Here is a 25,389-nt window from a genome sequence, read left to right on the forward strand (position 1 = left end):
TGTCAGTCGGTTTCTTTTTGCTCGCGCTGGAACAGTGCACGGGTAAATTCTTCAGCATTAAAAGGACGCAGGTCGTCGATGCCCTCGCCCACACCGATATAACGTACCGGCAGGCCAAAGTGGCGGGCCAGCGCGAAAATAATACCGCCCTTGGCAGTGCCATCGAGCTTGGTCAGGGTCAGGCCGGTCACGCCGACCGCCTGCTGGAACTGACGCGCCTGGTTAATGGCGTTCTGGCCGGTTCCCGCATCCAGCACCAGCATCACTTCGTGCGGTGCGCTGTCGTCGAGTTTTTTCATCACCCGCACGACTTTTTCCAGTTCCTGCATCAGGTTGTCTTTGGTGTGCAGACGACCGGCGGTATCGGCAATCAGAACATCGACCTTGCGCGCTTTGGCCGCTTCCAGTGCATCGTACAGAACCGAAGCTGAATCGGCGCCGGTGTGCTGGGCAATCACCGGTACATTGTTGCGTTCACCCCAGACCTGCAGTTGTTCAACCGCTGCGGCACGGAAGGTATCACCGGCCGCCAGCATGACGTTTTTGCCATCGCTCTGGAATTGCTTGGCCAGCTTACCGATGGTGGTGGTTTTCCCCACACCGTTAATACCAACCATCAGAATCACATAAGGCTTTTTGCTGCTGTCGATCACCAGCGGGGCCTGCACACTCCCCAGGGTATCCTGCAGCTCGCCAATTAAGGCGTTATAGAGGGCATCGGAATCACTCAGTTCCTTGCGGCTGACGCGGGCGGTCAGGCGACTCATGATGTCCTGCGTGGCTTCGACACCCACGTCGGCCATGATCAGCTGGGTTTCCAGTTCTTCCAGCAGGTCATCGTCGATTTCTTTTTTGCCCAGCAACAGATTGGCCAGGCCATCGCTCAGGCCGCTGCGGGTTTTGCTCAGGCCCTGACGGATACGGCTGAAAAAGCCCGGCTTTTTCGTGCCCTGATTATCCAGCGGTTTATCCTGAGTCTGCGGCTGGGCCGGAGCCGGAACTTCAGCAACCGGAGCTTCAACTGGTTCGTCTTCAGCAACTGCTTCATCTTCAGCAACAGGGCTTTCTGCAGCCTCCGGCACCACCACTTCGGCGGCTGGTGCTGCGGTTACGGCTTCCGAACCGTCAGCCTGCACCTGTTCAGGAGACGGTTCAGCAGATTGTTCTGGGGATTCAGATTCCGCCGGGGTTTCTTTGGCAGCTTCCGGGGTATTCTTTTTGCGCTTAAAAAAATCAAACATCGGGGTACTCAGACATCAGGGACAATAATGGATGTTCGTCAGGCGCCGGCGTTGCAGAATGCTGCGAAGCTGTGAGGTTTAGCGAAACAGTGCAATCAGGCCAAAGCCCATCACGTTATTTCCGCACCCGGCGTCAGGGCGCTATCCTACCATCATTCCGCCGTATGTAATCGGCAGCGGATAAATTTCACCCCGCATTCAGGGCATGTTTGCGCCTGAAACCGGCAACCTCCATCAAACCGGGATAATCACCCTATGCTGCATGGCTTCAGCCGTACCACTCTGAGCGCTCTGATTATCATCTGTCTGCTGCTGATCAGCTGGATTAATCTCGGCCTGAAAGATGAAGAACAACAGCCATTACCGGTGCTGCAGCAACCGCCGCTGGCCGCTACTGGCTGGCAGTTCTGGCAGAGTCTGGAAGGTGTCGGTGTTTATCTGCGCAGTGCCGGCGATGTGAATGGTGGCTATCTGGCACTGCGCACCACCAGCGCTGTGTACACACTGAAGCTGCCCGCCACAGACTGGGCCGAAAGCCTGAAACAGCAACTGCCCGGCAACCTGACAGGAGGCCCGGCGCTGCTGCTGATTGCCGGGCCATGGGATGAACTCAGTCAGAAAACCATGGCCGCTTACGCCATCCGCAGCCTGAATCTGCAGCCGCTGCAACCTCTCAGCGGGCGGCTGCCGGTCTGTATTCAGGAGCACCTGGCTGGTGCACTGTGGCTGGGACAGAAACTCGGACTGGAGTGGCAGGTTCTGGCAGCCTTGCCCGGCACACTGGCCAGCACATCGCCTTCATATATGCCACCACTGCCGCAGCGCAGTGACTGGGATAACTGGCGCACGGAACAGAGCCGTTCGCTGCGCCAACGCTGGCAGGATGATCGTGATCAGATCGACATTCAGGCCGATCTTGCCTACTATCGCCTGCCGGAAGACCTCTACCGCCAGCTGTACACCCAGCTCGGCCAGAGCCAGAAAACCGCTCCCGCTGAATTGCTGCACTGTCTGTCGGCAGCTCAGCCGCAGCGCGAACCCAGCCAGCACTGAAGAACTCATGAGCAAAATCCAATCCCAGCAACTGCGTATTATTGGTGGTCAGTGGCGCTCCCGCCGCCTGCGTTTTCCTGCCGTCGATGGCCTGCGTCCGACCATGGACCGGGTACGTGAGACCGTCTTTAACTGGCTGCAGTACGATGTCGAAGGCGCACGCACACTGGATGCCTTTGCCGGTTCCGGCGCGCTGGGCTTCGAAGCATTGTCGCGTGGCGCGAAGGAAGTGATTTTTCTGGAGAAGCATCCCAATGCGGCCCTGCAGCTGCGCGAAAATCTGGAAATTCTGCAGGCACGCAACGCTCAGGTCTGGGCCGGCGATGCCCTGCTGTGGCTGCAACAGAATCCGGAGCCTTTTGATCTGGTGTTTCTCGATCCGCCGTTTGGCAAAGACCTGCTGCAACCGGCCATCGATGCCCTGCGCCTGCTGCCCGGAGCACTGGTGTATATCGAGCATGAAGTTCGCCTGCAGCCACTGTTTCCGGCTAACTGGCAGGAAATCAAACATAAGGAAACCAAAGAGTTCTGTTTCCGCCTGTTTGAAGTAATGGCGGACCCGGAGCCCTGATTTTTATTGTTTTTTGATTGAGTTATCAAAAGGGCTGAAGAATTCCCCGGCAGGCGATGATAGAGTAGCGCCGCCTGCCACTTAGCGGCAGCTCAATTCTGCTCAATCAGCAATCAATAAGGACATTCCATGCTGAAGACCCTTTCTTTTCTTACCCTTTGCCTGTTAACCGCATTCCGCGCCCAGGCGATTGAAGTCGTTGACTACCCGATTTACCTCGGCGGCGCACAGTCACTGAAGGCCGTTATCCTGCCGCTGAAAAACGACAACAGCAAAGCACTGGTACAGGTTTCCGGAGTTAACCACGCCGTCGACCGGGTGGTATTTCTGGCTGAATTACAAAACCGCGGCCAGAGCTCTGTTGCCTACCGCATCGCCTACGATGGCCAGCCAAGAACCCTGATTTTAAAAGGCATGAACTGGGGTAATGAGTACTTTCAGGTATTCCTGCCAGATACTGGCCGTGACGGGGTAAACGTTGGCACCGTTGAGCAAAGCGAAACCGACCCTACCCGTGAAGCCCTGGTTGAGCGCTACGGCCTGCAGAACAGCGAAGGTATCCAGAAAAAGCTGGCTCAGTTTAACCGTGATAAACACGTTAAGAACACCGAAGCCATGCTCAGCGAAAAAGACAGCGAAGCCAGCCAGGCCTGCGGCAGCACCATCAAGACCCGTATTGACTGGACCAGCGTGAATGACGAGCTGCTGAAGGATGTCAGCATCGGCGCTTACTGTTCACAGGTCGCCGGCGAAATGGCCCGTATCTGTGGCTATCACCCACAATTCAAGGCCGATCTGGCGGCACTGCAGACGGTGCAATGCAAGTTTGGTGAGGTTCTGAAGCTGCGCCGTCAGGGCAACGAAGTGACCTTTATGACGGCAAAAGACGCCGCCAACCAGTCTGATTTTGTTAACGCCTACCTGCGTAATTTCTGATTACCGCCATCGTACTTCCGGCCCGCTAACGGGCCGGAAACCACGTTAACCGACGGTTTCTTCGTCGGCCTCCAGCCAGCTCGGACGCGGAATAAACTGCTGTTGCAGCTGATTCATCGCCTCGCGGTATTCGTCGGTCAGATAGGGCCGCTCCAGCGTAAACACCTGATAAATACCGCCGCGCAACAGCTCCGGCGAAATCGCATCAACGTCAGCATTGAGCAGATTGCAGCGCAGGAAAGAAAACCAGGACGTCACCACAATCCAGGTATTCAGCGCCAGACTGGCGATGTCAGCTTCGCTGATGCGGATAATGCCAGCCTCGGCCAGCCCACGGAAAATCTGCTGCACCCGTTGCAGACACAGGCGGAAAAACGCGCGGTAACGGGCATGCAGTTCAGCGTCGGCCAGCAGCAGATGCTCCATATCGCGGTGCATAAAGCGGTAATCCCACAGACCGCTGAAGATGTCCTGCAGATAACGCAGTTTATCCAGTGGTTGCAGCGCGCGTTCTTCCGGCACCTGCAGAATATCCAGCACCCGGCTTTCATAGCGCTCAAACAGGGCAAAGATAATCGCCTGCTTATTTTTGAAGTGGTAATACAGATTGCCCGGCGAAATCGCCAGATGGGCGGCAATATGATTGGTTGTTACCTTGCGCTCACCCTGCTCATTAAAGAGCTGCAGGCTGGCGTCGAGAATTCGTTCTTTAGTACTCATGCCGTTTCCGCTGTCGCTGCCCGTATTACTGATAAAACGCCGGGCGTCATGTTGTCAGGCGCAGGCTCACACAGATTGGCCGCAAATGCCATGCGCAGAAGGTTGATCTTCGCCATCATTCTTTTACAGTGTTGACCTTTTAGAGTAATGACTCTAATAATACCAACCGACGAAAGCAAACCAATAATAACTATCCCGCAGGAGCCCAGTATGGTCGCGACGGTTACCAGTCTCCACTCTCCCAATGAAGAGCTCGAGCGCATGCACAGCCTGTTCAAACAACAGCAACAGGCGTTCCGTAACAACCCGATGCCGTCCGCCGACGAGCGCATTGCCGATCTGAAGCGTCTGAAGGCTGCCATCCTGAAGTATCAGGATGAACTGGCTGCTGCGGTGAACCAGGATTTCAGCTGCCGTTCAACCGACGAAACCATGATCGCCGAGATCATGACCAGCGTTGAAGGCATCAACTACGCCTGCAAACGTCTGCGCGGCTGGATGAAACCGTCCAAGCGCCACGTCAGCATGCTGTTTGCGCCGTCACACAACCATGTGATGTACCAGCCACTGGGCGTGATCGGCATTATGGTGCCCTGGAACTACCCGATTCAGCTGGCCCTGCTGCCGCTGATGACCGCACTGGCCGCCGGTAACCGCGCCATGATCAAGATGTCTGAGTTCACGCCGGTGACCAACAAGGTGCTGAAAAAACTGCTGGCGGAAGTCTTCAACGAGAATCAGGTAGCCCTGATCGAAGGTGAAGTGGAGGTGTCCTCCGCCTTTGCCGAAGTACCATGGGACCATCTGGTGTTCACCGGCTCTACCGCCGTTGGCCGCATCGTCATGGCCGCCGCGGCGAAAAACCTGACACCGGTTACCCTGGAGCTGGGCGGTAAGTCACCAGCCATTATCGCACCGGGTGCCAGCATGAAGGATGCCGTTGAGCGCATCTGTTTCGGTAAATCCCTGAACGCCGGTCAGACCTGTATCGCACCCGATTACGTGCTGCTGCCGGCTGGTCAGGAACAGGAATTTATCGACACCTACCAGGCCACCTTCGCCCGTATGTATCCGACCATCCGCGACAACAGCGATTACACCGCGGTGGTGAACGAACGTCAGCACCAGCGCCTGCAGGCCTGGGTCGCCGATGCGAAAGAAAAAGGCGCGAAAATTACCGTGGTCAATCCGGCCAACGAAGACTTCAGCGGCACCCGCAAGATGCCACTGCACATTGTCGAAAACGGCAGCGCCGAGATGAAAGTGCTGCAGGAAGAGCTGTTTGGCCCGGTGATGCCGGTGGTGCCTTACCGCTCACTGGATGATGCCATTGACTACGTTAACGACCGTGACCGTCCGCTGGCGCTGTACCTGTTCAGCTACGACAAAGCACTGCAGAAAAAAGTGCTGGAACGCACCCACGCCGGTGGCGTCACCATCAACGATACGCTGATGCACATCGCCCAGGATGATATGCCGTTTGGTGGTGTTGGCCCGTCCGGTATGGGTCATTACCACGGTAAAGAAGGTTTTATCGCCCTGTCGAAAGCCAAAGCGGTACACCGCAAAGGCCGCTTTAACAGCGGGCAGTTTATCTACCCACCGTACGGCGGCGCGATTCAGGGTCTGATCCGCAAGCTGTTTATCCGCTGAGGAGGCGTTTTATGTTCAACACCTCCCGTCGTGGATTTTTACAACTCAGTGCCAGCTCTGCCGCGGCACTGACCGTGGGCGCCTCACTGGCCGGTCTGACCGGCTGCAGCAAGGTGCCCGCGGCCGAAGGCTACAAGCTGCTGCGCGCCGGCGATATTGAATTTCTCAGCGCGCTGGCGCCGGTGATTCTGAACAAAAGCTATCCCGGCACACTGGCCGCCGAGGCTCCGGTGCGCCTGACCAAAGCGCTGGACACCCTGATCGGCACCCTCGAAGACTATTCCAGAAGCCAGCTGGTACAGCTGCTGGACGTGATGCAGGTTGCTCCGATCCGTGCCGCCATGGGCGCACAATGGGGCAGCTGGAGTGAAGCCAGCGCGGAGGAAATTGAAGCCTTTTTACAGGACTGGAAAACCAGCAGCATCCAGCTGAAGCGCATGGGCTATGGCTCGCTGTGTAAGCTTCTGACCATGTGCTGGTACTCTCAGCCAGAAACCTTTGTCAGCAGCGGCTACCCGGGCGCACCAAAGAAAATCCCGGCCTGATAACACAGAATAAAAAGAGACAAGGCAATGCAGAATAATAATCAACGCCAGCCCGATATCCCGGTGGTTGCCGGTATTCCCGACCCAATTCTTGACGGTATCGCCAACGGCTGGAAAGTACGTGAGTCGACCGAAGTGACCGACGGCAGCGTCATCGAAGCAGACGTTATCATTATCGGTACCGGCGCCGGTGGCGGCACCACCGCCGAAATTCTGGCCAAGGCCGGACTGAAAGTGCTGATGCTGGAAGAAGGCCCACTGAAAAGCACCAACGATTTCCGCATGGACGAGCGTGAAGCCTACCGCGACCTGTATCAGGAAAGCGCCGGGCGCATGAGCAAAGACGGCGCGATGTCGATCCTGCAGGGTCGCTGCGTTGGCGGCACAACCGTCATCAACTGGACCTCCAGTTTCCGCACCCCGGAACCAACCCTCGACTACTGGCAGCAGGAGTTTGGCGTGGAAGGTTTCAGCCGCGCCGAGATGGACCCCTGGTTCGAAAAAATGGAACAGCGCCTGAACGTTGCTCCGTGGCAGGTGCAGCCCAACGAAAATAACTCGGTACTGGCCCGCGGCGCCACTCAGCTGGGTATCGACTGGCATGTGATTCCACGCAACGTTTCCGGCTGCTGGAACCTCGGTTACTGCGGTACCGGCTGTCCGACCAACGCCAAGCAATCGATGCTGGTCACCACCATTCCGGCGGCGCTGGATAACCATTCGGAGCTGGTGTACAGCGCCCGTGCCGAACGCCTGATTATGGAAGGCCGCAAAGTACTGGGCGTGGAAGTCACTGCACTGGGCCGTAATAATCAGCCAAGCGGTAAAAGCTTCGTCGCCAAAGCGCCGCATGTGGTAATGGCCTGCGGTGCGATCAACGGCCCGGCATTATTGCTGCGTTCCAAAGCACCGGACCCGCACAAGCGTATCGGTAAGCGTACCTTCTTCCATCCGACCACCTTCTGCTTTGCCGAATTCGAACAGGTGATCGATCCTTACTATGGCGCGCCACAGTCGATTTACTCCGACCACTTCCAGTGGCTCGAAGTCAGCGGCAAAGTGGGCTACAAACTCGAAGTGCCACCACTGCAGCCGGGGCTGACCTCGGTACTGCTGTTGGGTCATGGTGCTCAGCACTTTGAAGACATCAGCAAGCTGCCGAATCTGCACGCCATGATTGCCCTGCTGCGCGATGGTTTCCACGCCGACAGCGAAGGCGGCAGCATTGAACTGGCTTCCGATGGCACGCCGATTATCGACTACGAAATCAACGACTACCTGTGGGATGGCGTTGTGCGTTCCTGGCTGACCATGGCTGAAATTCAGTTTGCTGCCGGTGCCAAAGCGGTACGCGCCTCGCACGTTGATTCGCCGTGGTTCCGCAGCTGGGAAGAGGCCAAAGCCGGTATCAGCAAGCTGGAGTTCCGCTCCAATGCCTTTACCGCCGGTTCTGCCCACTGCATGGGTGGCCTGACCATGGGTGAAGACCAGAGCCGTTGTCTGGTCGACAGTCATGGTAAGTACCATCACCTCGATAACCTCTATGTGTTTGACGGTTCGGCCTTCCCGACCAGTATCGGCGCCAACCCGCAGCTGTCGATCTACGGTATGGCCTGTAAGCAGGCTAATAAACTGCTGGAAACCATCAAAGCCAGTGCCTGACGGCATTGCTGTCAGCCCGCCGTGGATCTTTTGATCCACGGCAAACTCCCCCGCGTTATCCGTTCCTGTGCACGACGGCCATTAGCGTTTTATTGTTTGCCGTGCAGCTTTTGTTTACTATGCGGCGCATTTCCAGCGCACGCAGAAGGCCTGTTTATGAATATTGCTGTCTACCCTGGCACGTTCGATCCGATCACCAACGGTCATACCGATCTGGTCGAACGGGCGGCGCGTATGTTTGACCACATCATTCTTGCCGTGGCCGACAATCCGAAGAAAAAGCCGATGCTCGATCTCGAAACCCGCGTTGATCTGGCGCGCAGCGTACTCGGCCACCTGGCTAACGTTGAAGTCGTAGGTTTCAGCAACCTGCTGGCTGATTTCGTGAAAGAAAAAAACGCCAACATCATCCTGCGCGGCCTGCGTGCGGTGTCTGATTTTGAATACGAATTCCAGCTCGCCAATATGAACCGTGTACTGGCGCCGAACGTGGAAAGTCTGTTCCTGACTCCGGCTGAGCACTTCTCTTACATTTCATCTACGCTGGTCAGAGAAATCGCCTCACTGGGCGGAGATGTCAGCAATTTTGTAAATCCTCAGGTAGCCAAAGCCCTGAAGAAATGTGTGAATTAACCCGCCCCTGACGGAGGTAAGTCATGGCCCTGATTATCACTGACGAATGCATCAACTGTGATGTATGCGAACCGGAATGTCCGAACGAAGCTATTTCTGCCGGCGAAGAAATTTACGAGATTGACCCGTCCAAGTGCACCGAATGTGTCGGTCACTACGACGAGCCACAGTGCCAGTTAGTTTGCCCGGTGGATTGTATTCCACAGGACGAAAACCGTATGGAAACCCAGGAAGAACTGGAAGCGAAATACGAACGGCTGACCGGCAAAAAAATCGCCTGATCAGCCCGGAGTCAGGTTGCACCTCAGACTGACCTCCCACACACTAAGGCCTCCCACAAGGAGGCCTTTTTTATGCGCCCGATGTTACATACTGCGTCGCGTCCACTGACCCTGATTCCACTGCTGTTTGCCCTGTTACTCAGCGCCTGCAGTACACCCCAGAACACCACCAGCCCTGAACGCAGCAACGCGCCCACCAGCGCAGCCAGCAGCCACAACAGCGCTCCCGGCCAGGCCGCGATTGCCAGTGCTCATCCGCTGGCCACCGCCGCAGGCATGGCGGTGCTGGAAGAAGGCGGTAACGCCTTTGATGCCGCCATTGCCGTGGCTGCCAGCCTCGGCGTGGTGGAGCCTTACAGCGCCGGCATCGGCGGTGGTGGTTTCTGGCTGCTGTATGACGCCAAAGCCGCGCAGTACCGTTTTATTGATGCCCGTGAGATGGCTCCGGCGGCGGCTCATCGCGACTACTACCTCAACGCCGACGGCACGGTTAACCGCGACAAAGCGGTTAACGGCCCGACCGCGGCCGGCATTCCCGGTCAGGCGGCGGCATTTGCCCATATCAGTGAACACTATGGCGAGCTGCCGTTAAAGAAAACACTGCGTGCTGCAATCCATCAGGCCCGTGACGGCTTCCCGGTGGACGAGCATTACCGCACCCTGATGGGCTATCGCCTTGAGGCTATCCGCCGTTTTCCGGAAAGTGCGCGACTGTTCCTCGATGACAACGACATTCCGGCCGCCGGTTTTAATCTGCAGCAGCCGGAGCTGGCGCAAACCCTCTCCGCTCTGGCCGCCGATGGCTTTGACGGCTTTTATACCGGCTCGGTCGCTGAGCGCTTACTGCAGGCGGTCAACAGCAACGGCGGCGAATGGACTGCCGCCGATCTGGCCGGTTACCGCGTGATCGAGCGCGAGCCTGTGCATGTACGCTACGGCGCACTGGAAGTCATCAGCGCGCCGCCACCATCTTCCGGCGGTATCGCCATCGTGCAGATGCTGAACATGCTCAGCCATTTCGACTGGAAAACCATGAACGCTGTCGACCAGACCCACCTGCTGACCGAAGTGATGCGCCGTGCCTACCGTGACCGTGCCGAGTTCCTCGGTGACCCGGATTTTGTTGAAGTGCCGGTATCTGAGCTGTTATCCGAAGCCCGGGCACAAGCCTGGGCAGAGAGTATCGATCCGGTACAGGCCACTCCGAGTCTGGATCTGGCCGGGCCGAAAAACCTCAATGAAGGCTTCCACACCACCCACCTGTCGGTATTGGATAAAGACGGCAATATGGTCTCGGCCACGCTGAGCATTAACCTGCCCTTTGGCTCTGCCTTTACCGCCGCCGGTACCGGTATTCTGCTGAATAACGAGATGGATGATTTCTCCGCCAAACCGGGTGAGCCCAATGCCTACGGTCTGGTCGGTAATGAAGCCAATGCCATTGCTCCGGGCAAGCGTCCGCTGTCGAGCATGACTCCGACCATCATCAACAGCCCGCAGCAGAGTGCAATTCTCGGCACCCCAGGCGGCAGCCGTATTATCAGCATGGTATTTCTCGGTGCGCTGGAGCACTTACAGGGTAAAGCGGTGGAAGACTGGGTCAGCCGCCCGCGTTTTCACCATCAGTACCTGCCTGACGTGATTCAGCATGAACCCGGCACGTTCAGCGATCAGCAACAGGTTGCCCTGACCCGTATGGGCCACAGGCTGCAGGCGGTTGGCCGCCAGTACGGCAATATGCAGGCGATTCTGTGGGATAAGCGCAAGCAGCAGGTGACGGCGGCCTCCGATCCGCGGGGCATCGGCAGCGCCAGCGTCAGCCCGGCCGGAAAATAATCAGGCAATAAGCGGCGATGAGTGCATTTCTCCTGAAGAAGGTGATCGGCATGCTGTTGATGCCGATCCCGCTGACGCTGATCGCGTTGCTCAGCGGGCTGTGGCTACTGAATCGTCGCCCGGCGCTGGGGAAAGGGTTGATTGCGGCCGCCACACTGTGGCTGGCCCTGACCAGCTGGCAGCCATTTGCTGACCGCTGGCTGGCACCTTTTGAAGATGACTTTCCCGCCTTCGACCTTAATCAGCCAGTCAGCACCGTCGTAGTACTGGGCGGATGTCATGCCAGCGACAACAATATCCCGCCGGCCGCACAATTGTGCTCCAGCTCATTGTTCCGCCTGACTGAAGGGTTGCGCATTCTCGCTGCGAATCCGCAGGCGCAGCTGTTTGTCTCCGGTTATGCCGGCAGCGACAGCCGCCCCCATGCCGACGTGATGCGCGAGGTTGCGTTAAGCATGGGTGTGGCCGCAGAACGCATCCGCACCTTCCCACGGGCCAGAGACACCGAAGAAGAGGCACAACTGATGGCGCCGCTACTGGCAGGACAGAAGTTTGCTCTGATCAGCGAAGCCTCACACCTGCCAAGAGCACTGGTGTTCTTTCAGCATCAGGGATTACAGCCAATAGCAGCACCGGCGGTACGCATGAGCACCAGCAACAGCGACTGGCGGATTGACGCGCGGGCAGCCCTGAAAAGCGAACGTGCCATGTACGAAGGCATTGGCCGGCTCTGGCAATGGCTGAAAAGTATCTGAACCGCACAAAAAGCAGAAACAAAAACGCCGGGCAGTGCCCGGCGTTTTTTATCACGGCCTGCCGCTCAGAACATATAAGTAATGTTCAGATCCAGCAGTTCAAGATTGGTGTCGATGCCATCGGCCAGGCGCGCCTGAAAGGCCAGCGCATCGGCATCGGTTGCTGCCACACCGGAAAGTGTGATGTTGTCTTCTACAGTCAGGTCATAGCGGGTGTAATCAAGGCCGACACGCCAGTTCTCGGATAACTGAGCAGCGGCACCAACGCCCCAGAAGAAGTCAAAGCTGCTCGCTTTAATGTCACTGATACCGGTGATATCGACATCGGAGTCCACTTTGTATTTCCAGCGGCTCAGACCCAGCTTACCGGATAACTCCAGCCAGCCATTCACGGCTTTGCCAAAGCGGCTGACGATTTCCAGCGAGCTAAGGTTTTCATCACCCACATCTTTTTCGGAAGCCATCAGCTGACGTCCACCCAGCATGACATCGAAACGGCTGTCATCCACCAAAGAAAAATGAGTACCGAGGTACAGACCGCCGCTCAGAAATTTCTCGCCAACAAAGGATTTTTCCTGCGAGACACCACCGCTGACCATAACGAAGTGACGAATCATTTTGCCTTCGCCTTCGTCCAGAGAGCCCACTGAATTTTCAACCTTGCCACAGCCCAGACAACGTACAAAAGCGGCCTGTAACGGTGTGACAACCAGAGTCTCGGCCGCTTCGTCAGCATTGCCACCCAGCAGGGTAAATGGCAGCGTAGCGCCGTAAACCAATGCACCTGCCTGGGATAATACGAAATACAACGGACGGGCAATCACTGCATCTGCCACCATGGCACCAGCGCTTGGGCTTTCTTCAATCCGTTCAGCGCTGGCAAGAGAACTCATGCCCAGCAATGCGGTGGCCACAGCAATATTTACCGAAGTCCGTAAGGTCGCCATCAGTTGCATTGTTCTTCCTCTTTTGATGCAGATGCGAATAGGCCTGACTATATCAGCACCTGCACGCCTCGTCACGACTGGAGGCAGGGGCTTTAAGCGCTTCAGCGCTGGCAACCCGGGCAATAAACCGTCGCCCGCTGCCCCTGGCGTATTTCTTTCAGTATGCCGCCACAGACTTTGCACTCCTGTCCGCCGCGACCGTATACGAAAAGCTGCTGAGCAAAATACCCCGGCTTACCATCGCCACCGACAAAATCACGTAATGTTGTACCACCCTGCTCAATGGCACGCGCCAGTACCTGTTTGATTTCACCAACCAGCCGTTCATAGCGCGCCAGACTGATCTTCCCGGCTGCCGTCGCCGGACGAATACCGGCCAGAAACAGGCTCTCATTAGCGTAGATATTGCCGACCCCGACCACCACCTTACCGTCCATCACAAAGGTTTTGATCGCCTGGCTTTTGCCACGGGAACGGCGGAACAGATACTCGGCAGTAAAGTCATCTGACAGCGGTTCCGGGCCAAGATGAGTCAGATGATCGCTGTCCGCACCCGGTTCAACCCACAACAATGCACCGAAACGGCGCGGATCGTGGTAACGCAGTACCTTGCCGTTACCCAGCTGCCAGTCGATATGATCGTGCTTACCCGCCGGCGCAGAGGGCTCAACCAGACGCAGCGAACCCGACATACCCAGATGCCAGATCGCAGTACCGATATCGGTCTCTACCAGAATGTACTTCGCCCGGCGACGCAGACCACGCACGGTCTGACCTTCCAGCAGCTTTAATTCCTCCACCACCGGCCAGCGTAACTGCGGCTGGCGCACCAGCACACGCTCAATACGCTGATTCAGCAGCCAGGGTTCAATACCGCGTTTGGTGGTTTCGACTTCAGGTAATTCAGGCATAACATCCGCCGTTTCTGGACTATGAAGACTGACGTGGATTATTAGGGATCAGCTGAGAATGACAAGCCAGTGCTGCATCCGGCGTCCGGCGTCCGGCGTCCGGCGTCCGGCGTCCGGCATCCGGCATCCGGCATCCGGCATCCGGCATCCGGCATCCGGCATCCGGCTGACATTCAGCCATAAAAAAACCCGGCACAGGCCGGGTTCTTTTCAAGCGAAAGAAGCTTACTTAATTTTGGCTTCTTTATACATCACGTGCTGACGGATAACAGGATCAAATTTTTTGATCTCCATTTTCTCAGGCATGGTGCGCTTGTTTTTGTCAGTGGTGTAGAAGTGACCGGTACCGGCACTAGACACTAAACGGATCTTATCGCGTGGCATAACAGGTCTCCTTAGACTTTTTCGCCGCGTGCACGCAGTTCTGCCAGAACAGCATCGATACCTTTCTTATCGATGATGCGCATACCCTTGGTAGAAATACGCAGACGCACAAAACGGTTTTCGCTTTCTACCCAGAAACGGTGCTGTTGCAGGTTAGGCAGAAAACGGCGCTTGGTTTTAATGTTTGAGTGGGAAACGTTATTCCCGGTTACAGGACCTTTACCTGTAACTTGGCAAACCTTAGACATTGATCTCGCCCCGATTTTTAACTGTATCGAACAAATTGGAAATTCGTTACCAACCGTGGGCGTTCGTCATCAAAATCTTGATTCGCGACGGCCCTGGCTGAAAAGAGTTGCGCTTTATACCAAAACGCCCCGGCCGCCGCAAGCGAAAGCTTATTTTTTATACGAATGGCAGGTGACTGGAAAAATCACATCCAGCCTCGCTCAGCAAAGGAAACACAGTGGCCATCGCCTACCACCAGATGATCCAGTACCCGGATATCCACCAGCCCCAGCGCCTGTTGTAAGCGGTCGGTCAGTGCCCGGTCTGCATGACTGGGTTCGGCCACGCCGGACGGATGATTGTGCGCCAGTATCACGGCGGCGGCGCCATGACTCAGCGCCAGCTTGACCACTTCCCGCGGATACACCGCCGCACCGTCGATAGTGCCGCGGAACAGCTCGTGGTATTTCAGTACCCGGTGCTGATTATCCAGCAACAGACAGGCAAATACTTCATGATCGCGGTCACGCAACTGGGCCAGCAGATACTGCCGGGTCAGGTCAGGGCTGGTTAAGGCATCACCACGGGCCAGTTGCTCCGCCAGATGTCGCCGCGCCATTTCCAGCACTGCCTGCAACTGGGCGTATTTGGCACTGCCAAGGCCCAGCGGCTTACAGAATGCAGTTAAATCGGCGGTCAGCAGGGCGCGCAGACTGCCGAACTCCTGCAGCAGCTCACGCGCAAGATCGACGGCACTTTTGCCTTTTACCCCGGTACGCAGAAAAATTGCCAACAGCTCAGCATCCGACAAGCTGCCGGCGCCCTGCGCCAACAGTTTTTCCCTTGGCCGCTCAGCACTGGGCCAGTCACATATCGCCATACCTACCTCCCTGCAGGTCTGTGATTTATTGAGTCGTAAGTCTGACAACCGCACTCCGCTGCGCTGCAGACTTGTCATACGCTTCCTTATATACTCAGATTCATTCTAGTCAGCGTGAAACCAGCCATGCAACAACTCTGTAATAAGCGTATTTTGCTCGGAATCACCGGTGGTATTGCCGCCTATAAAGCCGCCGAACTGGTGCGGATTCTGAAGAAAGCCGGTGCCGAAGTGCGGGTTGTAATGACCGCCGGTGCCATGGAATTTATTACCCCACTGACCCTGCAGGCGCTGTCCGGTAACCCGGTACATCACGCCCTGCTCGACCCGGAAGCCGAAGCCGGCATGGGCCATATCGAGCTGGCCAAGTGGGCAGATCTGCTGCTGGTAGCCCCGGCATCGGCCAACTTTATTGCCCGCCTGACCCAGGGCTCCGGCGATGATCTGCTGACAACTATCTGTCTGGCGACCGAAGCACCGATAGCGCTGGCTCCGGCGATGAATCAGGCGATGTGGCGTGAGCCCATCACCCAGGCCAATATCGCCCGCCTGACCGACCTTAAAGGCAGCAAGCTGCATATGTTTGGTCCGGCCGAAGGCGTGCAGGCCTGTGGCGATGTTGGCCCTGGGCGCATGCTGGAGCCGGAACAGATTGCCGCCCACGCCGCCAATCTGTTTGAAACCGGCCTGCTGGCCGGGCTGGAAGTCGTTATCACCGCCGGTCCAACCCGCGAAGCCATCGACCCGGTGCGTTATATCTCCAATCACAGCTCCGGCAAGATGGGCTATGCCATTGCCGCCGCCGCCCGTGATGCCGGCGCCAGAGTAACGCTGATCAGTGGTCCGGTGATTATCCCGGCACCGGAACGCGTTAACTGCGTACGCACCGAAAGCGCGCGCGATATGCTGGATGCCTCACTGGCCCTGCTTGGCCGCTGCGATATTTTTATCGCTGCAGCCGCGGTCGCCGACTACCGGCCAATGACCGCCGCACACCAGAAGATCAAAAAATCAGCTGACAGCATGGAGCTGACGCTGGTGAAAAACCCCGATGTGGTCGCGACTGTGGCTGCCCATGAACTGCGCCCCTTTACCGTGGGTTTTGCAGCGGAAACTCAGGATGTGGATGTCTACGCCCGTGACAAACTGGTGCGCAAGAATCTCGATATGATTGTCGCCAATGACGTTTCCCTGAGCGAAATCGGCTTTAACAGCGATCAGAATGCCGTCACTGTTTTCTGGGCAGAAAACCAGCAGAGCTTTGCCCAGATGAGCAAGCAGGCACTGGCGCGCGAACTGGTCGGGCTGATTGCACACCGCTATCAGCAGACCCAGACACAAAAAACCTCTTAATGCGGACAGAATGACAATGCAAAAGTTACAGGTAAAAGTACTGGATGAACGTCTGGGCAACAGCATCCCACTGCCGGAATACGCCACCTCCGGCTCCGCCGGTCTGGATCTGCGTGCCTGCCTGGATGCGCCCCTGACCCTGCATCCGGGTGAAACCCAGCTTATCCGTACCGGTCTGGCGATCTATATTGAAGATCCGGGCCTCGCGGCCATGATCCTGCCACGCTCCGGTCTTGGCCATAAACACGGCATTGTACTTGGCAATCTGGTTGGTCTGATCGATTCTGATTATCAGGGCGAGCTGATGGTCAGCTGCTGGAACCGCGGCAAAGACAGCTTCACCATTGATGTCGGCGAACGTCTGGCACAACTGGTGCTGGTGCCTGTTGTGCAGGCCGAGTTCGAGATTGTGGAGCAGTTTGAATCCACCGAGCGTGGCAGCGGCGGTTTCGGCCACTCCGGACGCAGCTGAATTCCGGCACAATGCTCTGGCTTTAATACAACAATAACTCCGGGGCACAGCCCCTGCTGAAAGGAAGCACTATGAGAACGAAAGCCCGTCCGCCCAAGCGCACCATCGTCTTTTACAGCCGCCTCACCATCTGGCTGGCGCTGCTGTTTATTGCCGGCGGGCTTTCGTTTCAGAGCATTCAGGTCAACCTCATTACCCAGTCCGATGTTGATCATGCTTTTGCTGATGCCATGGCCGAGCAGATGGCGCATTCACTCAGCACCCGCTTGCAGGACACCCGCCGCCTGCAGACTGCGGCCAGCCGCCACCCGATGACAGTGCGTGCACTGGAAGAAAACGACCCGGCCTGGAAAGCAACCCTGCGCCAGTTTTTATCCGGTGTATCCTCATTGCAGCTGATCCGCCGGGAAGATGCGATGGGCCTGCAGAGCAGCCACGGTTATGCCGTACAGGAGCTGGTCAGCCGTACCCTCAGCGGTGCTGATATGCGCCTTGAGGCCGTACAGCGCAATGGCAGCCTGCATTTCTACTGGGCATCACCTATCCGCAATGAACAAAACCAGATCGCCGGCGTATTGCTGGCCGAATACGGCTCTGGCTGGCTGTCACAGTTTCAGTCCGGCACCAGCCAGACCATGGGACAGATCGTTGTTAACCAGTTTGTCGATAACGACCGCAGCCGTGGCCTGGAAATTTTCCGCATCGGTCAGGAAGTCAAACGCGCCGGAACTATCGTCACCAAACCAATCAATGATTACTGGTATCTGACCTATATCCCTTCTGACGAGCGCCCGCAGCTGGAACTGATGCCACTGGCAACGCCCTGGATTATCGTGCTGATCGCGACCTTTGTCGGCCTGTTTATTCTGGTCGGCATGCAGAAACGCGACATTCTGCGTAACCAGCTGAAGCTGCTGACCTATGTGCGCAATCTCAGCCGCAAAGGCATTGATGAACAGCCGGTATTTACCCTCGCGCTGTTCCACGACCTTGCCGTCAGCATGCAACACCTGATCAATACCGTACGCCCTGATGTCACCGATAATGGCAAAGCGAATGGCAACAGCCGCGAGCGTCAGGACATAGCCCTGGAGCAGCCCAAAAAGATCACCACCGTCAGCAACGCCAAACGTCAGGCACTGCCGGAACTGATGGTCGAAGAGGTTGAACAGGAGCACCCGATCGAAGTCGCACAGGGTATTTTCCGCGCTTACGACATCCGCGGCATCGTCGGTCAGGATCTGACTGAAGACACCTGCTACTGGATTGGCCGCGCACTGGGGGCTGAAGTACAGGAACGCGGCTTCAGCAAGATCAGCCTCGCCTGGGATGGCCGCGAATCCAGCCCACAGCTGGCAGCACAACTGCAGCGCGGCCTGAATGACAGCGGCTGTCATGTGATCCGCCTTGGCGCACAACCAACCGGCCTGCTCTATTTCGCCACCCATGAACTGGATACGCCATGCGGCGTAGTCGTAACCGGCAGCCACAATCCATCTGAGTTTAACGGCCTGAAAATCGTTATCGACCAGCATACCCTGGCGCAGGAAGAACTGATGGCGCTGTATCACCGCATCATGCGCCGCGACCTGCCACAGGGCTCAGGCCAGAGCGAAGAACGCGAGCTGGCGGAGGCCTATCTGCAGCGCATTGAGGGCGATGTGCAGCTCGCCCGCAGCATGAAAATTGTAATTGATGCCGGCAATGGTATCGCCGGCCCACTGGCCGAGAAACTGATGGCCATGATCGGACTGGAGGCCGAATGCCTGTTCTGCGACGTCGACGGCCGCTTCCCGAATCATCACCCGGACCCAAGCCAGCCAAAAAATCTGCAGGCGCTGCAGGATGCGGTTAAAACACATAACGCCGATCTGGGCCTGGCATTTGACGGTGATGGCGACCGTGTCGCACTGATTGATAATAACGGCAAGATTATCTGGCCGGACCGCCTGCTGATGTTGCTGGTTGACGATATCCTGCCGCGCAATCCTGGCCGCGATGTCATCTACGACGTTAAGTCTTCACGCCATCTGGCTTCACTGATCAGCCGTCATGGTGGCCGTCCGACCATGTGGAAAACCGGCCACTCGCTGATGAAGCGTAAAATGCAGGAACTGAACGCCGTCGTAGGCGGCGAGTTCAGTGGCCACTTCTATATTCAGGATCGCTGGTACGGCTTTGACGATGGTCTGTACACCGCCGCCCGTCTGCTGGAGATTATCAGCCAGAGAAACCTGCCGGCGGATCAGCTGTTTGCCGCCCTGCCGGAAGATGTCAGCACCCCGGAAATCACCATCGACTGCGATGATGTGCGCAAATTCAGTCTGCTGCAGGAACTCTCCGCCGACAGCGAACTGACCGCCGGCGCACGGGTATTCAGCACCGATGGTCTGCGCATCGAATTTGCCGAGGGCTGGGGCCTGATCCGGCCGTCCAATACCACGCCCAAGCTGACCCTGCGCTTTGCCGGCAACAATGCCGAGGCCATTGCCCGGATTCAGCAACGAATGAAGCAGGCACTTACCCGCCACGCGCCGGAACTCAAGGTTCCGTTCTGAGAAAGACGTCAATTCCCGTTGGCAGGGGCGCGCCGTATAACGTTATAATGCGGCGCGGTACATCAGGCTGCGGAGCGATGCCGCAGCCTGCCCGACCGTTTCTTATTTATCCGCTCATCAAGGAGCCAGACCATGCCATTGTCGCGTGACAGCGCCATGAATACCGCCAAAGTTCTCAGTGAAGCCCTGCCCTATCTGCAGCGTTTCGTCGGCAAAACCATCGTCGTTAAATACGGCGGCAACGCCATGATCGACGAAGACCTGAAGAACAGCTTTGCGCGCGATATGGTGATGCTGAAACTGATCGGCATTAACCCGATTGTGGTGCATGGCGGCGGCCCGCAGATCGGCGACCTGCTCAACAAACTGAATATCGAAAGTAAGTTTGTGAATGGCATGCGCGTGACCACCGGCGAAACCATGGACGTGGTGGAGATGGTGCTCGGCGGTCTGGTGAACAAAGACATCGTCAACCTGATCAACCAGAACGGCGGCAAAGCAATCGGCCTGACCGGTAAAGACGGCCAGCTGCTGCACGCGAAAAAACTGCACGTCACCAAGAGCTCGCCGGAGCTGGAAAAACCTGAAATCATCGATATCGGTCATGTGGGCGAAGTTTCACGTATCAACACTCAGGTGCTGGATATGCTGACCAACAGTGACTTTATTCCGGTGATTGCACCAATCGGTGTTGGCGAAGACGGTGCGTCTTACAATATCAACGCCGACCTGGTCGCCGGTAAAGTGGCAGAAGTATTACGCGCTGAAAAGCTGATCCTGCTGACCAATATTGCCGGCCTGATGGATAAAGAAGGCAAAGTACTGACCGGTCTGTCCACCAAACAGGTCGATGACCTGATCGCCGACGGCACCATCTATGGCGGCATGCTGCCGAAAATTCAGTGCGCTCTGGATGCCGTACACGCCGGCGTAACCAGCGCCCATATCATCGACGGCCGGGTTGCTCACTCAACCTTACTCGAACTGTTCACCGACGAAGGTGTTGGTACCCTGATCACCAACCGCCGCAGCTGAGGAAGGTTACATGACTGAGACCGCCGACAAGCTGTCACGACGCGATCAGATTCTGCAGGCGCTGGCGCATATGCTGGAAACCAATCCCGGTGCCCGCATTACCACCGCCAGCCTGGCGAAAGCCGTGGGCGTTTCGGAAGCGGCGCTGTATCGCCACTTCCCGTCCAAGGCCAAGATGTTCGAAGGCCTGATCAGCTTTATCGAAGAAGCGGTGTTCTCCCGGGTCAGCCGTATCCTGCAGGATTTCGAGCAGGCCGATCAGCGCTGCGAACGCACCCTGACACTGGTACTGACCTTCGCCGAGAAGAATCCGGGCATGTGCCGCCTGTTATCCGGCGATGCACTGTCCGGTGAAACCGAACGCCTGCGCCAGCGCATTCAGCAGTTCTTTGAACGTATTGAAATGCAGTTCAAACAGATCCTGCGCGAGGCCGAAATGCGCGAAGGCAAAGTGCCGCTGCAGACCATCAGTGCCGCTGCCAATCTGCTCACCGCCGTACTGGAAGGTCGTATCCGCCAGTATGTGCGCACCGAGTTTGATACCCGTCCGACCCAGTACTGGGACGAACAGTGGCAGCTGCTGCAGCCGTTGTTACTGCGCGAGAAAAACCTCACCAGCCTGCCGGTGTAAATCACAGGCAAAAAAATCCCGGGACATGCCCGGGATTTTTTTAATCGGCTTTGCCTTCCAGCTCGCGGTCGACCTTGTCCAGATCGACATCGGCATCCAGCGTACCGGCCGGATAGACCTGCAGAATCCGCACGCGCTCGTATTGCTCAGCAAAATCGCGGGTACTGTCCTTCATTTCCTGCTGACGCGCTTTGATATTGCCTTCGCTGTCACGGATACCGTTCTGCAACTGCACAATCTCAAGACGCATATCGGCCGGAACCTCCTGACCACGACGCTCAATATTAGCCGCCTGCGCCTCAGCCTTTTCCAGCTTTTGTCCCAGATCGATAATGCGCCGGCGCTGCAGCTGAATGTAGGAGTCAATTTCGTCGGCTTTACGCTGCCGTGCACGCTCCACATCCGAAGGCTTGGCATACAGACGCAGTAAGTCGAGATCCAGTTTGCGCTGCGCAGCAATAGCATCCTGACGGGCTTTTTTCGCGGCTTCTTCAGCGCGACGCTGTGCCAGCTCTTCGGCCGTAGGAGCCGGAGCAACGGTTTTCACCACCATGCCATTGCTGTTCAGTATCTCGTACCCCAGATGGCTGTACTCTGTGGGAATATGGTCTTTAACCACCACACGGCCATCGACGGTAAAACGATACAGTTTGTTGGCAAAGCTCGGAGCTGAGGCCAACAGGCAAATAACAGTAAACAGCCCAACCAGTGGCTTCATTGTTACAACACTCCTTTTCGCGTGCCGTTCGGCATACGCCTTTTACTTAACCCCGTAGCGATCCCGGTAAGCACTGATAGCAGCAGCATACTGCTCAAGCTCTGGTTTTTCAGACACATAGTCCAGCACCTGGTTCAGGCTCACGATGCTGATTACTTTCATGCCGAAATCGCGCTCTACTTCCTGAATCGCAGACAATTCACCCTGACCTTTCTCCTGACGGTCCAGAGCAATCAGGGCAGCCGCTGGTGTGGCGCCTTCTGCAGCGTTAATCATAGCCATGACTTCACGGATAGCCGTACCGGCGGTAATAACATCGTCTACGATAAGTACACGGCCGGTCAGTGGTGCGCCGACAAGGTTACCGCCTTCGCCGTGGGTTTTGGCTTCTTTGCGGTTAAAAACGTAAGGCATGTCTTTGTTGTAGTGGTCAGCCAGCGCCACGGACAGGGTCGCGGCCAGTGGTATGCCCTTATAAGCCGGGCCAAAGACCACATCGTAGTCAACACCGGACGCTTCCAGTGCTGCCGCATAAAAACGTCCAAGCTTGGCCAGCGCGGCACCGCTGTTAAACAGGCCGGCATTAAAAAAATAAGGACTGACCCGGCCGGATTTCAGGGTAAATTCGCCAAATTTGAGTACACCCTGAGCGATGGCGAATTCGATAAATTCTTTCTGATACGTCTGCATACGAAACCTGAGATTCAACCGCCAGCACAGGCCGGCAAAATAGTTCGGACGGAAGGGAGAAATACCGGCAATGCGTGACCAGAAGCACAACATTCTCGCCCATATTTACCCGCTTTCCAAAGGATGCGGTATGATACACGCTTCACCAGTTGGGAACCATGTATGAGGATTATCAGTTTACACGTCAACGGCCTGCAACAAGCGGTCGAAAAAGGGCTGTATACCTGGCTGCAAACCGCGCAGGCTGATGTGGTTGCTATTCAGGGGCTGCTTGCCAAAGAGTATCAGCTGCCTGACTCCGTCGTGTATCCCGATGGTTACAACGCCTATTTCTTCGATGCCGAAGCTGATAACTATTCCGGTGTGGCCATCCTCACCCGTGAAGTGCCGAAAGCCATTATGACCGGTCTGGCATTCCCGCAGTGCGATATGCAGGGGCGCTTTATTCAGGCGGATTTCGATCATGTCAGCGTTGGCTCCATCCTGTTCCCGACGATCGATGAGCACAACACTCTGGAAGATAAACTGGCCTTCCAGAAATCCTTCCTGGAGCATCTGAACAAAACCCGGCGCAAACGCCGCGAGTTTATTTTCTGCGGCAACTTTGAAGCGGCGCATAAAACCGTTGATCTGGCCGACTGGCAGAGCAATCAGGACACTCCGGGCTTCCTGCCGGAAGAACGCGCCTGGTTCGATCAGATGTTTGGCCCCGCCGGTTATGTCGATGCCTTCCGCGAAGCCAATTTCGGCGAAAACCAGTTTACCTGGTGGCCGGATGCAGAAAGCGCGCGCCGCAATCAGCACGGCTGGCGTAAGGATTATCAGATCTGTACGCCGGGTATCCGCCAGTTTGTGGTGGAAGCCAAGCTCGATACCAACCTGCGCTTTGGTGATCACGCCGCGGTCATGGTGGAATACGAGTTCGACGAAGATTAACGAAGAACAGCGTCTGACGCCGGACGTCAGACGCCTGTTCTATCAGCCCGCCAGCGCTTCTTTCTGTTTCGCGCTCAGTTCACCGATGGCTTTCTGTGCCAGTGCCAGCATGGCGTTCAGCTCATCCGGTGTGAAGGCTTCGCCTTCGGCGGTACCCTGAATCTCCACGAAACCACCGTTCTCGGTCATGATCACATTCAGATCGGTCTCGGCGGTGGAGTCTTCGGCATAATCCAGATCCAGCACCGCTTCACCGTTGTAGATGCCCACAGAGACTGCTGCAATCATCTGCTTCAGCGGCTCACCTTTTACTTTGCCTTTGGCTTTCAGCCAGTTAATGGCATCGACCAGCGCCACACAGGCACCGGTAATCGAGGCGGTACGGGTGCCGCCGTCGGCCTGAATCACATCACAGTCGATGGTGATGGTGTTTTCGCCCAGCGCTGTCAGATCAATAGCGGCGCGCAGGCTGCGGCCGATCAGGCGGGAAATTTCCACGGTACGGCCCTGTTGTTTGCCTTTGGCCGCTTCACGGATCATGCGCGAGCCGGTCGAACGCGGCAGCATGCCGTATTCCGCCGTCACCCAGCCCTGACCTTTGCCACGCAGAAACGGCGGCACGCTGGTTTCAACTGACGCGGTACAAATCACTTTGGTGTCGCCGAATTCCACCAGTACAGAACCTTCGGCATGTTTGGTGAAATTGCGGGTAATGCGCACATCACGCAGCTGATCGGTTGTACGGCCACTGGGTCTCATAAGCGGAATCCTTGAATCTGATATTGAGTAAAGGCCGGCATTATAGCGGCAAAAAGCCCCAGCCCTTACAATGCAGGGGAATTTATTAACGCGAGAGACTTATGGTTTTCAGTATGACGGCCTTTGCCCGTGCCGGCAGCGAATGCCCGCAGGGACGTTTTACCTGGGAAATCCGCTCGGTGAACAGCCGCTATCTGGAACTGCACTTCCGCCTGCCGGATGCTTTCCGCGATCTGGAACCGGCCCTGCGCGAGCGCCTGAAAAAATCCCTCAGCCGCGGCAAAGTCGAATGCGCCCTGCGTTTTCAGCCGTTACAGGGCGAAAACAGACTCAGCGTAAACCACGAACTGGTACACGAGCTGAACCGCGCCGCCGATGAAGTACATGCCATCATCGGCCCCGGCAATGCCATGAATGTGCTCGAAGTGCTGGCCTGGCCCGGCGTAATCAGCAGTGCGGAAACCGACGGTAAAGCACTGCAGCAGGCGGCACTGCAGGCGTTCGACGATTGCCTGCGCAGCAGTTGCGATGCCCGGGCACGGGAAGGTGAAGAACTGGCCGCATTAATCCGCCAGCGACTGGAAAAAATGCAGCAGATTGTTGCCAGCGTTGCTGCAGCGATGCCCCAGGCACTGGCCGCCCAGCGCCAGCAGCTGGAAGATAAAATCGCCGAGCTGAATATCACCCTCGACAGCAGCCGGCTGGAAACCGAAATGGTGTTACTGGCACAGAAAGCCGATGTCGCCGAAGAACTCGACCGCCTGAACACCCATATTCAGGAAGTCGGCCGTATTCTCAGCCAGGACGAACCCATCGGCCGCCGCCTCGATTTTATGATGCAGGAGCTGAATCGCGAGGCGAATACGCTATCCTCTAAATCACTGACTACCAGCATTACCCAGGCCGCCGTCGACCTGAAAGTGCTGATCGAACAAATGCGTGAGCAGGTACAGAACATTGAATAACCCAACCCCAACGTCCGGCCAGAACAGCGAGCTTCC

27 protein-coding genes are annotated in these 25,389 nt (G+C 56.7%); 17 read left to right on the forward strand and 10 right to left on the reverse strand.

From position 1 onward, the window contains the following. Positions 1–2: 2 nt before the first annotated feature. Positions 3–1,241, reverse strand: a complete 1,239-nt coding sequence (ftsY, locus tag HUF19_RS17500) for a signal recognition particle-docking protein FtsY (RefSeq protein WP_260997791.1) — start codon at positions 1,239–1,241, stop codon at positions 3–5. A 255-nt stretch (positions 1,242–1,496) separates the two neighbouring features. On the opposite strand from ftsY, the gene HUF19_RS17505 reads away from it, so the two are divergent. The 3 genes from HUF19_RS17505 (at position 1,497) to HUF19_RS17515 (ending at position 3,801) form a co-directional block, all read left to right on the forward strand. Next, complete coding sequence (locus tag HUF19_RS17505) at positions 1,497–2,294, forward strand: hypothetical protein (protein WP_260997792.1); 798 nt, start codon at positions 1,497–1,499, stop codon at positions 2,292–2,294. Between the two features lie 7 nt (positions 2,295–2,301). After that, the gene (rsmD, locus tag HUF19_RS17510) at positions 2,302–2,865 is read left to right on the forward strand and encodes a 16S rRNA (guanine(966)-N(2))-methyltransferase RsmD (RefSeq protein WP_225691190.1); all 564 of its coding nucleotides are present in this window, start codon (positions 2,302–2,304) and stop codon (positions 2,863–2,865) included. A 129-nt stretch (positions 2,866–2,994) separates the two neighbouring features. Further along, positions 2,995–3,801, forward strand: coding sequence for a hypothetical protein (locus tag HUF19_RS17515; protein ID WP_260997793.1), 807 nt, complete (start codon positions 2,995–2,997; stop codon positions 3,799–3,801). Between the two features lie 45 nt (positions 3,802–3,846). Here the strand turns inward: HUF19_RS17515 and HUF19_RS17520 are convergent, their stop codons facing one another. Continuing rightward, on the reverse strand, positions 3,847–4,521 hold the full coding sequence (locus HUF19_RS17520) for a TetR/AcrR family transcriptional regulator (protein WP_260997794.1): 675 nt from the start codon (positions 4,519–4,521) through the stop codon (positions 3,847–3,849). Positions 4,522–4,731: 210 nt separating this feature from the next. Between HUF19_RS17520 and HUF19_RS17525 the strand changes: the two genes are divergently transcribed. The 7 genes from HUF19_RS17525 to elyC all read left to right on the forward strand — a co-directional run bounded on the left by HUF19_RS17525 (position 4,732) and on the right by elyC (position 11,886). Further along, entirely contained in the window at positions 4,732–6,174 is a 1,443-nt protein-coding gene (locus HUF19_RS17525; protein ID WP_260997795.1) for a coniferyl aldehyde dehydrogenase, read from the forward strand. An 11-nt stretch (positions 6,175–6,185) separates the two neighbouring features. Then, positions 6,186–6,719, forward strand: a complete 534-nt coding sequence (locus HUF19_RS17530; RefSeq protein WP_260997796.1) for a twin-arginine translocation signal domain-containing protein — start codon at positions 6,186–6,188, stop codon at positions 6,717–6,719. A 27-nt stretch (positions 6,720–6,746) separates the two neighbouring features. Then, the gene (locus HUF19_RS17535; RefSeq protein WP_260997797.1) at positions 6,747–8,381 is read left to right on the forward strand and encodes a GMC family oxidoreductase; all 1,635 of its coding nucleotides are present in this window, start codon (positions 6,747–6,749) and stop codon (positions 8,379–8,381) included. Positions 8,382–8,537: 156 nt separating this feature from the next. Beyond that, positions 8,538–9,014: a pantetheine-phosphate adenylyltransferase gene (gene coaD / locus HUF19_RS17540; RefSeq protein WP_145467599.1), complete on the forward strand. Its 477-nt coding sequence runs from the start codon at positions 8,538–8,540 to the stop codon at positions 9,012–9,014. 23 nt (positions 9,015–9,037) lie between these two features. After that, a complete protein-coding gene (locus tag HUF19_RS17545; protein WP_260997798.1) occupies positions 9,038–9,295 on the forward strand; it encodes a YfhL family 4Fe-4S dicluster ferredoxin in 258 nt (85 codons plus the stop codon). Positions 9,296–9,367: 72 nt separating this feature from the next. Continuing rightward, positions 9,368–11,131 carry a gamma-glutamyltransferase gene (gene ggt, locus HUF19_RS17550; RefSeq protein WP_260997799.1) on the forward strand — a complete coding sequence of 588 codons (1,764 nt, stop codon included), beginning with the start codon at positions 9,368–9,370 and terminating at the stop codon, positions 11,129–11,131. A 17-nt stretch (positions 11,132–11,148) separates the two neighbouring features. Next, a complete protein-coding gene (gene elyC / locus HUF19_RS17555; RefSeq protein WP_260997800.1) occupies positions 11,149–11,886 on the forward strand; it encodes an envelope biogenesis factor ElyC in 738 nt (245 codons plus the stop codon). A gap of 65 nt (positions 11,887–11,951) precedes the next feature. Here the strand turns inward: elyC and HUF19_RS17560 are convergent, their stop codons facing one another. From HUF19_RS17560 to radC, 5 genes are all read right to left on the reverse strand, one after another. Further along, entirely contained in the window at positions 11,952–12,842 is an 891-nt protein-coding gene (locus HUF19_RS17560) for an outer membrane protein (RefSeq protein WP_260997801.1), read from the reverse strand. Between the two features lie 92 nt (positions 12,843–12,934). After that, on the reverse strand, positions 12,935–13,744 hold the full coding sequence (gene mutM / locus HUF19_RS17565) for a bifunctional DNA-formamidopyrimidine glycosylase/DNA-(apurinic or apyrimidinic site) lyase (RefSeq protein ID WP_260997802.1): 810 nt from the start codon (positions 13,742–13,744) through the stop codon (positions 12,935–12,937). A 225-nt stretch (positions 13,745–13,969) separates the two neighbouring features. After that, positions 13,970–14,128 (reverse strand): 50S ribosomal protein L33, encoded by a 159-nt coding sequence (rpmG, locus tag HUF19_RS17570; protein WP_145467589.1) that lies wholly within the window; start codon positions 14,126–14,128, stop codon positions 13,970–13,972. Positions 14,129–14,139: 11 nt separating this feature from the next. Then, the gene (rpmB, locus tag HUF19_RS17575; RefSeq protein WP_145467587.1) at positions 14,140–14,376 is read right to left on the reverse strand and encodes a 50S ribosomal protein L28; all 237 of its coding nucleotides are present in this window, start codon (positions 14,374–14,376) and stop codon (positions 14,140–14,142) included. A 185-nt stretch (positions 14,377–14,561) separates the two neighbouring features. Further along, positions 14,562–15,236, reverse strand: a complete 675-nt coding sequence (radC, locus tag HUF19_RS17580; RefSeq protein WP_260997803.1) for a RadC family protein — start codon at positions 15,234–15,236, stop codon at positions 14,562–14,564. Between the two features lie 126 nt (positions 15,237–15,362). Here radC and coaBC point away from each other — a divergent pair, with 126 nt between their 5' ends. From coaBC to slmA, 5 genes are all read left to right on the forward strand, one after another. Then, the gene (gene coaBC, locus HUF19_RS17585; protein WP_260997804.1) at positions 15,363–16,589 is read left to right on the forward strand and encodes a bifunctional phosphopantothenoylcysteine decarboxylase/phosphopantothenate--cysteine ligase CoaBC; all 1,227 of its coding nucleotides are present in this window, start codon (positions 15,363–15,365) and stop codon (positions 16,587–16,589) included. 16 nt (positions 16,590–16,605) lie between these two features. Continuing rightward, positions 16,606–17,061, forward strand: coding sequence for a dUTP diphosphatase (gene dut / locus HUF19_RS17590; RefSeq protein ID WP_260997805.1), 456 nt, complete (start codon positions 16,606–16,608; stop codon positions 17,059–17,061). Positions 17,062–17,132: 71 nt separating this feature from the next. Beyond that, positions 17,133–19,619 carry a phosphomannomutase/phosphoglucomutase gene (locus tag HUF19_RS18380; protein ID WP_270049430.1) on the forward strand — a complete coding sequence of 829 codons (2,487 nt, stop codon included), beginning with the start codon at positions 17,133–17,135 and terminating at the stop codon, positions 19,617–19,619. Between the two features lie 132 nt (positions 19,620–19,751). Further along, positions 19,752–20,654, forward strand: coding sequence for an acetylglutamate kinase (argB, locus tag HUF19_RS17600; RefSeq protein WP_145467576.1), 903 nt, complete (start codon positions 19,752–19,754; stop codon positions 20,652–20,654). Between the two features lie 10 nt (positions 20,655–20,664). Continuing rightward, positions 20,665–21,285 (forward strand): nucleoid occlusion factor SlmA, encoded by a 621-nt coding sequence (slmA, locus tag HUF19_RS17605; protein WP_260997806.1) that lies wholly within the window; start codon positions 20,665–20,667, stop codon positions 21,283–21,285. Positions 21,286–21,325: 40 nt separating this feature from the next. On the opposite strand, the gene HUF19_RS17610 is transcribed toward slmA, so the two are convergent. Continuing rightward, positions 21,326–22,003 (reverse strand): hypothetical protein, encoded by a 678-nt coding sequence (locus tag HUF19_RS17610; protein WP_260997807.1) that lies wholly within the window; start codon positions 22,001–22,003, stop codon positions 21,326–21,328. A 42-nt stretch (positions 22,004–22,045) separates the two neighbouring features. Continuing rightward, positions 22,046–22,693, reverse strand: a complete 648-nt coding sequence (gene pyrE / locus HUF19_RS17615) for an orotate phosphoribosyltransferase (protein ID WP_260997808.1) — start codon at positions 22,691–22,693, stop codon at positions 22,046–22,048. A 162-nt stretch (positions 22,694–22,855) separates the two neighbouring features. Between pyrE and HUF19_RS17620 the strand changes: the two genes are divergently transcribed. Continuing rightward, the gene (locus HUF19_RS17620; RefSeq protein WP_260997809.1) at positions 22,856–23,629 is read left to right on the forward strand and encodes an exodeoxyribonuclease III; all 774 of its coding nucleotides are present in this window, start codon (positions 22,856–22,858) and stop codon (positions 23,627–23,629) included. 42 nt (positions 23,630–23,671) lie between these two features. Here HUF19_RS17620 and rph read toward each other — a convergent pair whose 3' ends face one another. Beyond that, positions 23,672–24,388, reverse strand: coding sequence for a ribonuclease PH (gene rph / locus HUF19_RS17625; RefSeq protein WP_145467566.1), 717 nt, complete (start codon positions 24,386–24,388; stop codon positions 23,672–23,674). 101 nt (positions 24,389–24,489) lie between these two features. Between rph and HUF19_RS17630 the strand changes: the two genes are divergently transcribed. Next, the gene (locus tag HUF19_RS17630) at positions 24,490–25,353 is read left to right on the forward strand and encodes a YicC/YloC family endoribonuclease (protein ID WP_260997810.1); all 864 of its coding nucleotides are present in this window, start codon (positions 24,490–24,492) and stop codon (positions 25,351–25,353) included. Positions 25,354–25,389 lie beyond the last annotated feature (36 nt).

It is taken from the genome of Thalassolituus hydrocarboniclasticus (assembly GCF_025345565.1).
In the GTDB taxonomy this organism is placed as follows: Bacteria; Pseudomonadota; Gammaproteobacteria; order Pseudomonadales; family Oceanobacteraceae; genus Venatoribacter; species Venatoribacter hydrocarboniclasticus.

Coding starts and splice junctions, on each gene's coding strand:
- mutM (WP_260997802.1), bottom strand. CDS start 13,744: ATGCCTGAATTACCTGAAGTCGAAACCACCAAACGCGGTATTGAACCC.
- rpmG (WP_145467589.1), bottom strand. CDS start 14,128: ATGCCACGCGATAAGATCCGTTTAGTGTCTAGTGCCGGTACCGGTCAC.
- HUF19_RS17610 (WP_260997807.1), bottom strand. CDS start 22,003: ATGAAGCCACTGGTTGGGCTGTTTACTGTTATTTGCCTGTTGGCCTCA.
- argB (WP_145467576.1), top strand. CDS start 19,752: ATGCCATTGTCGCGTGACAGCGCCATGAATACCGCCAAAGTTCTCAGT.
- radC (WP_260997803.1), bottom strand. CDS start 15,236: ATGGCGATATGTGACTGGCCCAGTGCTGAGCGGCCAAGGGAAAAACTG.
- HUF19_RS18380 (WP_270049430.1), top strand. CDS start 17,133: ATGAGAACGAAAGCCCGTCCGCCCAAGCGCACCATCGTCTTTTACAGC.
- slmA (WP_260997806.1), top strand. CDS start 20,665: ATGACTGAGACCGCCGACAAGCTGTCACGACGCGATCAGATTCTGCAG.
- coaD (WP_145467599.1), top strand. CDS start 8,538: ATGAATATTGCTGTCTACCCTGGCACGTTCGATCCGATCACCAACGGT.
- ftsY (WP_260997791.1), bottom strand. CDS start 1,241: ATGTTTGATTTTTTTAAGCGCAAAAAGAATACCCCGGAAGCTGCCAAA.
- HUF19_RS17515 (WP_260997793.1), top strand. CDS start 2,995: ATGCTGAAGACCCTTTCTTTTCTTACCCTTTGCCTGTTAACCGCATTC.
- HUF19_RS17620 (WP_260997809.1), top strand. CDS start 22,856: ATGAGGATTATCAGTTTACACGTCAACGGCCTGCAACAAGCGGTCGAA.
- rph (WP_145467566.1), bottom strand. CDS start 24,388: ATGAGACCCAGTGGCCGTACAACCGATCAGCTGCGTGATGTGCGCATT.
- pyrE (WP_260997808.1), bottom strand. CDS start 22,693: ATGCAGACGTATCAGAAAGAATTTATCGAATTCGCCATCGCTCAGGGT.
- HUF19_RS17560 (WP_260997801.1), bottom strand. CDS start 12,842: ATGCAACTGATGGCGACCTTACGGACTTCGGTAAATATTGCTGTGGCC.
- HUF19_RS17520 (WP_260997794.1), bottom strand. CDS start 4,521: ATGAGTACTAAAGAACGAATTCTCGACGCCAGCCTGCAGCTCTTTAAT.
- HUF19_RS17545 (WP_260997798.1), top strand. CDS start 9,038: ATGGCCCTGATTATCACTGACGAATGCATCAACTGTGATGTATGCGAA.
- HUF19_RS17630 (WP_260997810.1), top strand. CDS start 24,490: ATGGTTTTCAGTATGACGGCCTTTGCCCGTGCCGGCAGCGAATGCCCG.
- ggt (WP_260997799.1), top strand. CDS start 9,368: ATGCGCCCGATGTTACATACTGCGTCGCGTCCACTGACCCTGATTCCA.
- dut (WP_260997805.1), top strand. CDS start 16,606: ATGCAAAAGTTACAGGTAAAAGTACTGGATGAACGTCTGGGCAACAGC.
- rpmB (WP_145467587.1), bottom strand. CDS start 14,376: ATGTCTAAGGTTTGCCAAGTTACAGGTAAAGGTCCTGTAACCGGGAAT.
- HUF19_RS17535 (WP_260997797.1), top strand. CDS start 6,747: ATGCAGAATAATAATCAACGCCAGCCCGATATCCCGGTGGTTGCCGGT.
- coaBC (WP_260997804.1), top strand. CDS start 15,363: ATGCAACAACTCTGTAATAAGCGTATTTTGCTCGGAATCACCGGTGGT.
- HUF19_RS17530 (WP_260997796.1), top strand. CDS start 6,186: ATGTTCAACACCTCCCGTCGTGGATTTTTACAACTCAGTGCCAGCTCT.
- rsmD (WP_225691190.1), top strand. CDS start 2,302: ATGAGCAAAATCCAATCCCAGCAACTGCGTATTATTGGTGGTCAGTGG.
- HUF19_RS17505 (WP_260997792.1), top strand. CDS start 1,497: ATGCTGCATGGCTTCAGCCGTACCACTCTGAGCGCTCTGATTATCATC.
- HUF19_RS17525 (WP_260997795.1), top strand. CDS start 4,732: ATGGTCGCGACGGTTACCAGTCTCCACTCTCCCAATGAAGAGCTCGAG.
- elyC (WP_260997800.1), top strand. CDS start 11,149: ATGAGTGCATTTCTCCTGAAGAAGGTGATCGGCATGCTGTTGATGCCG.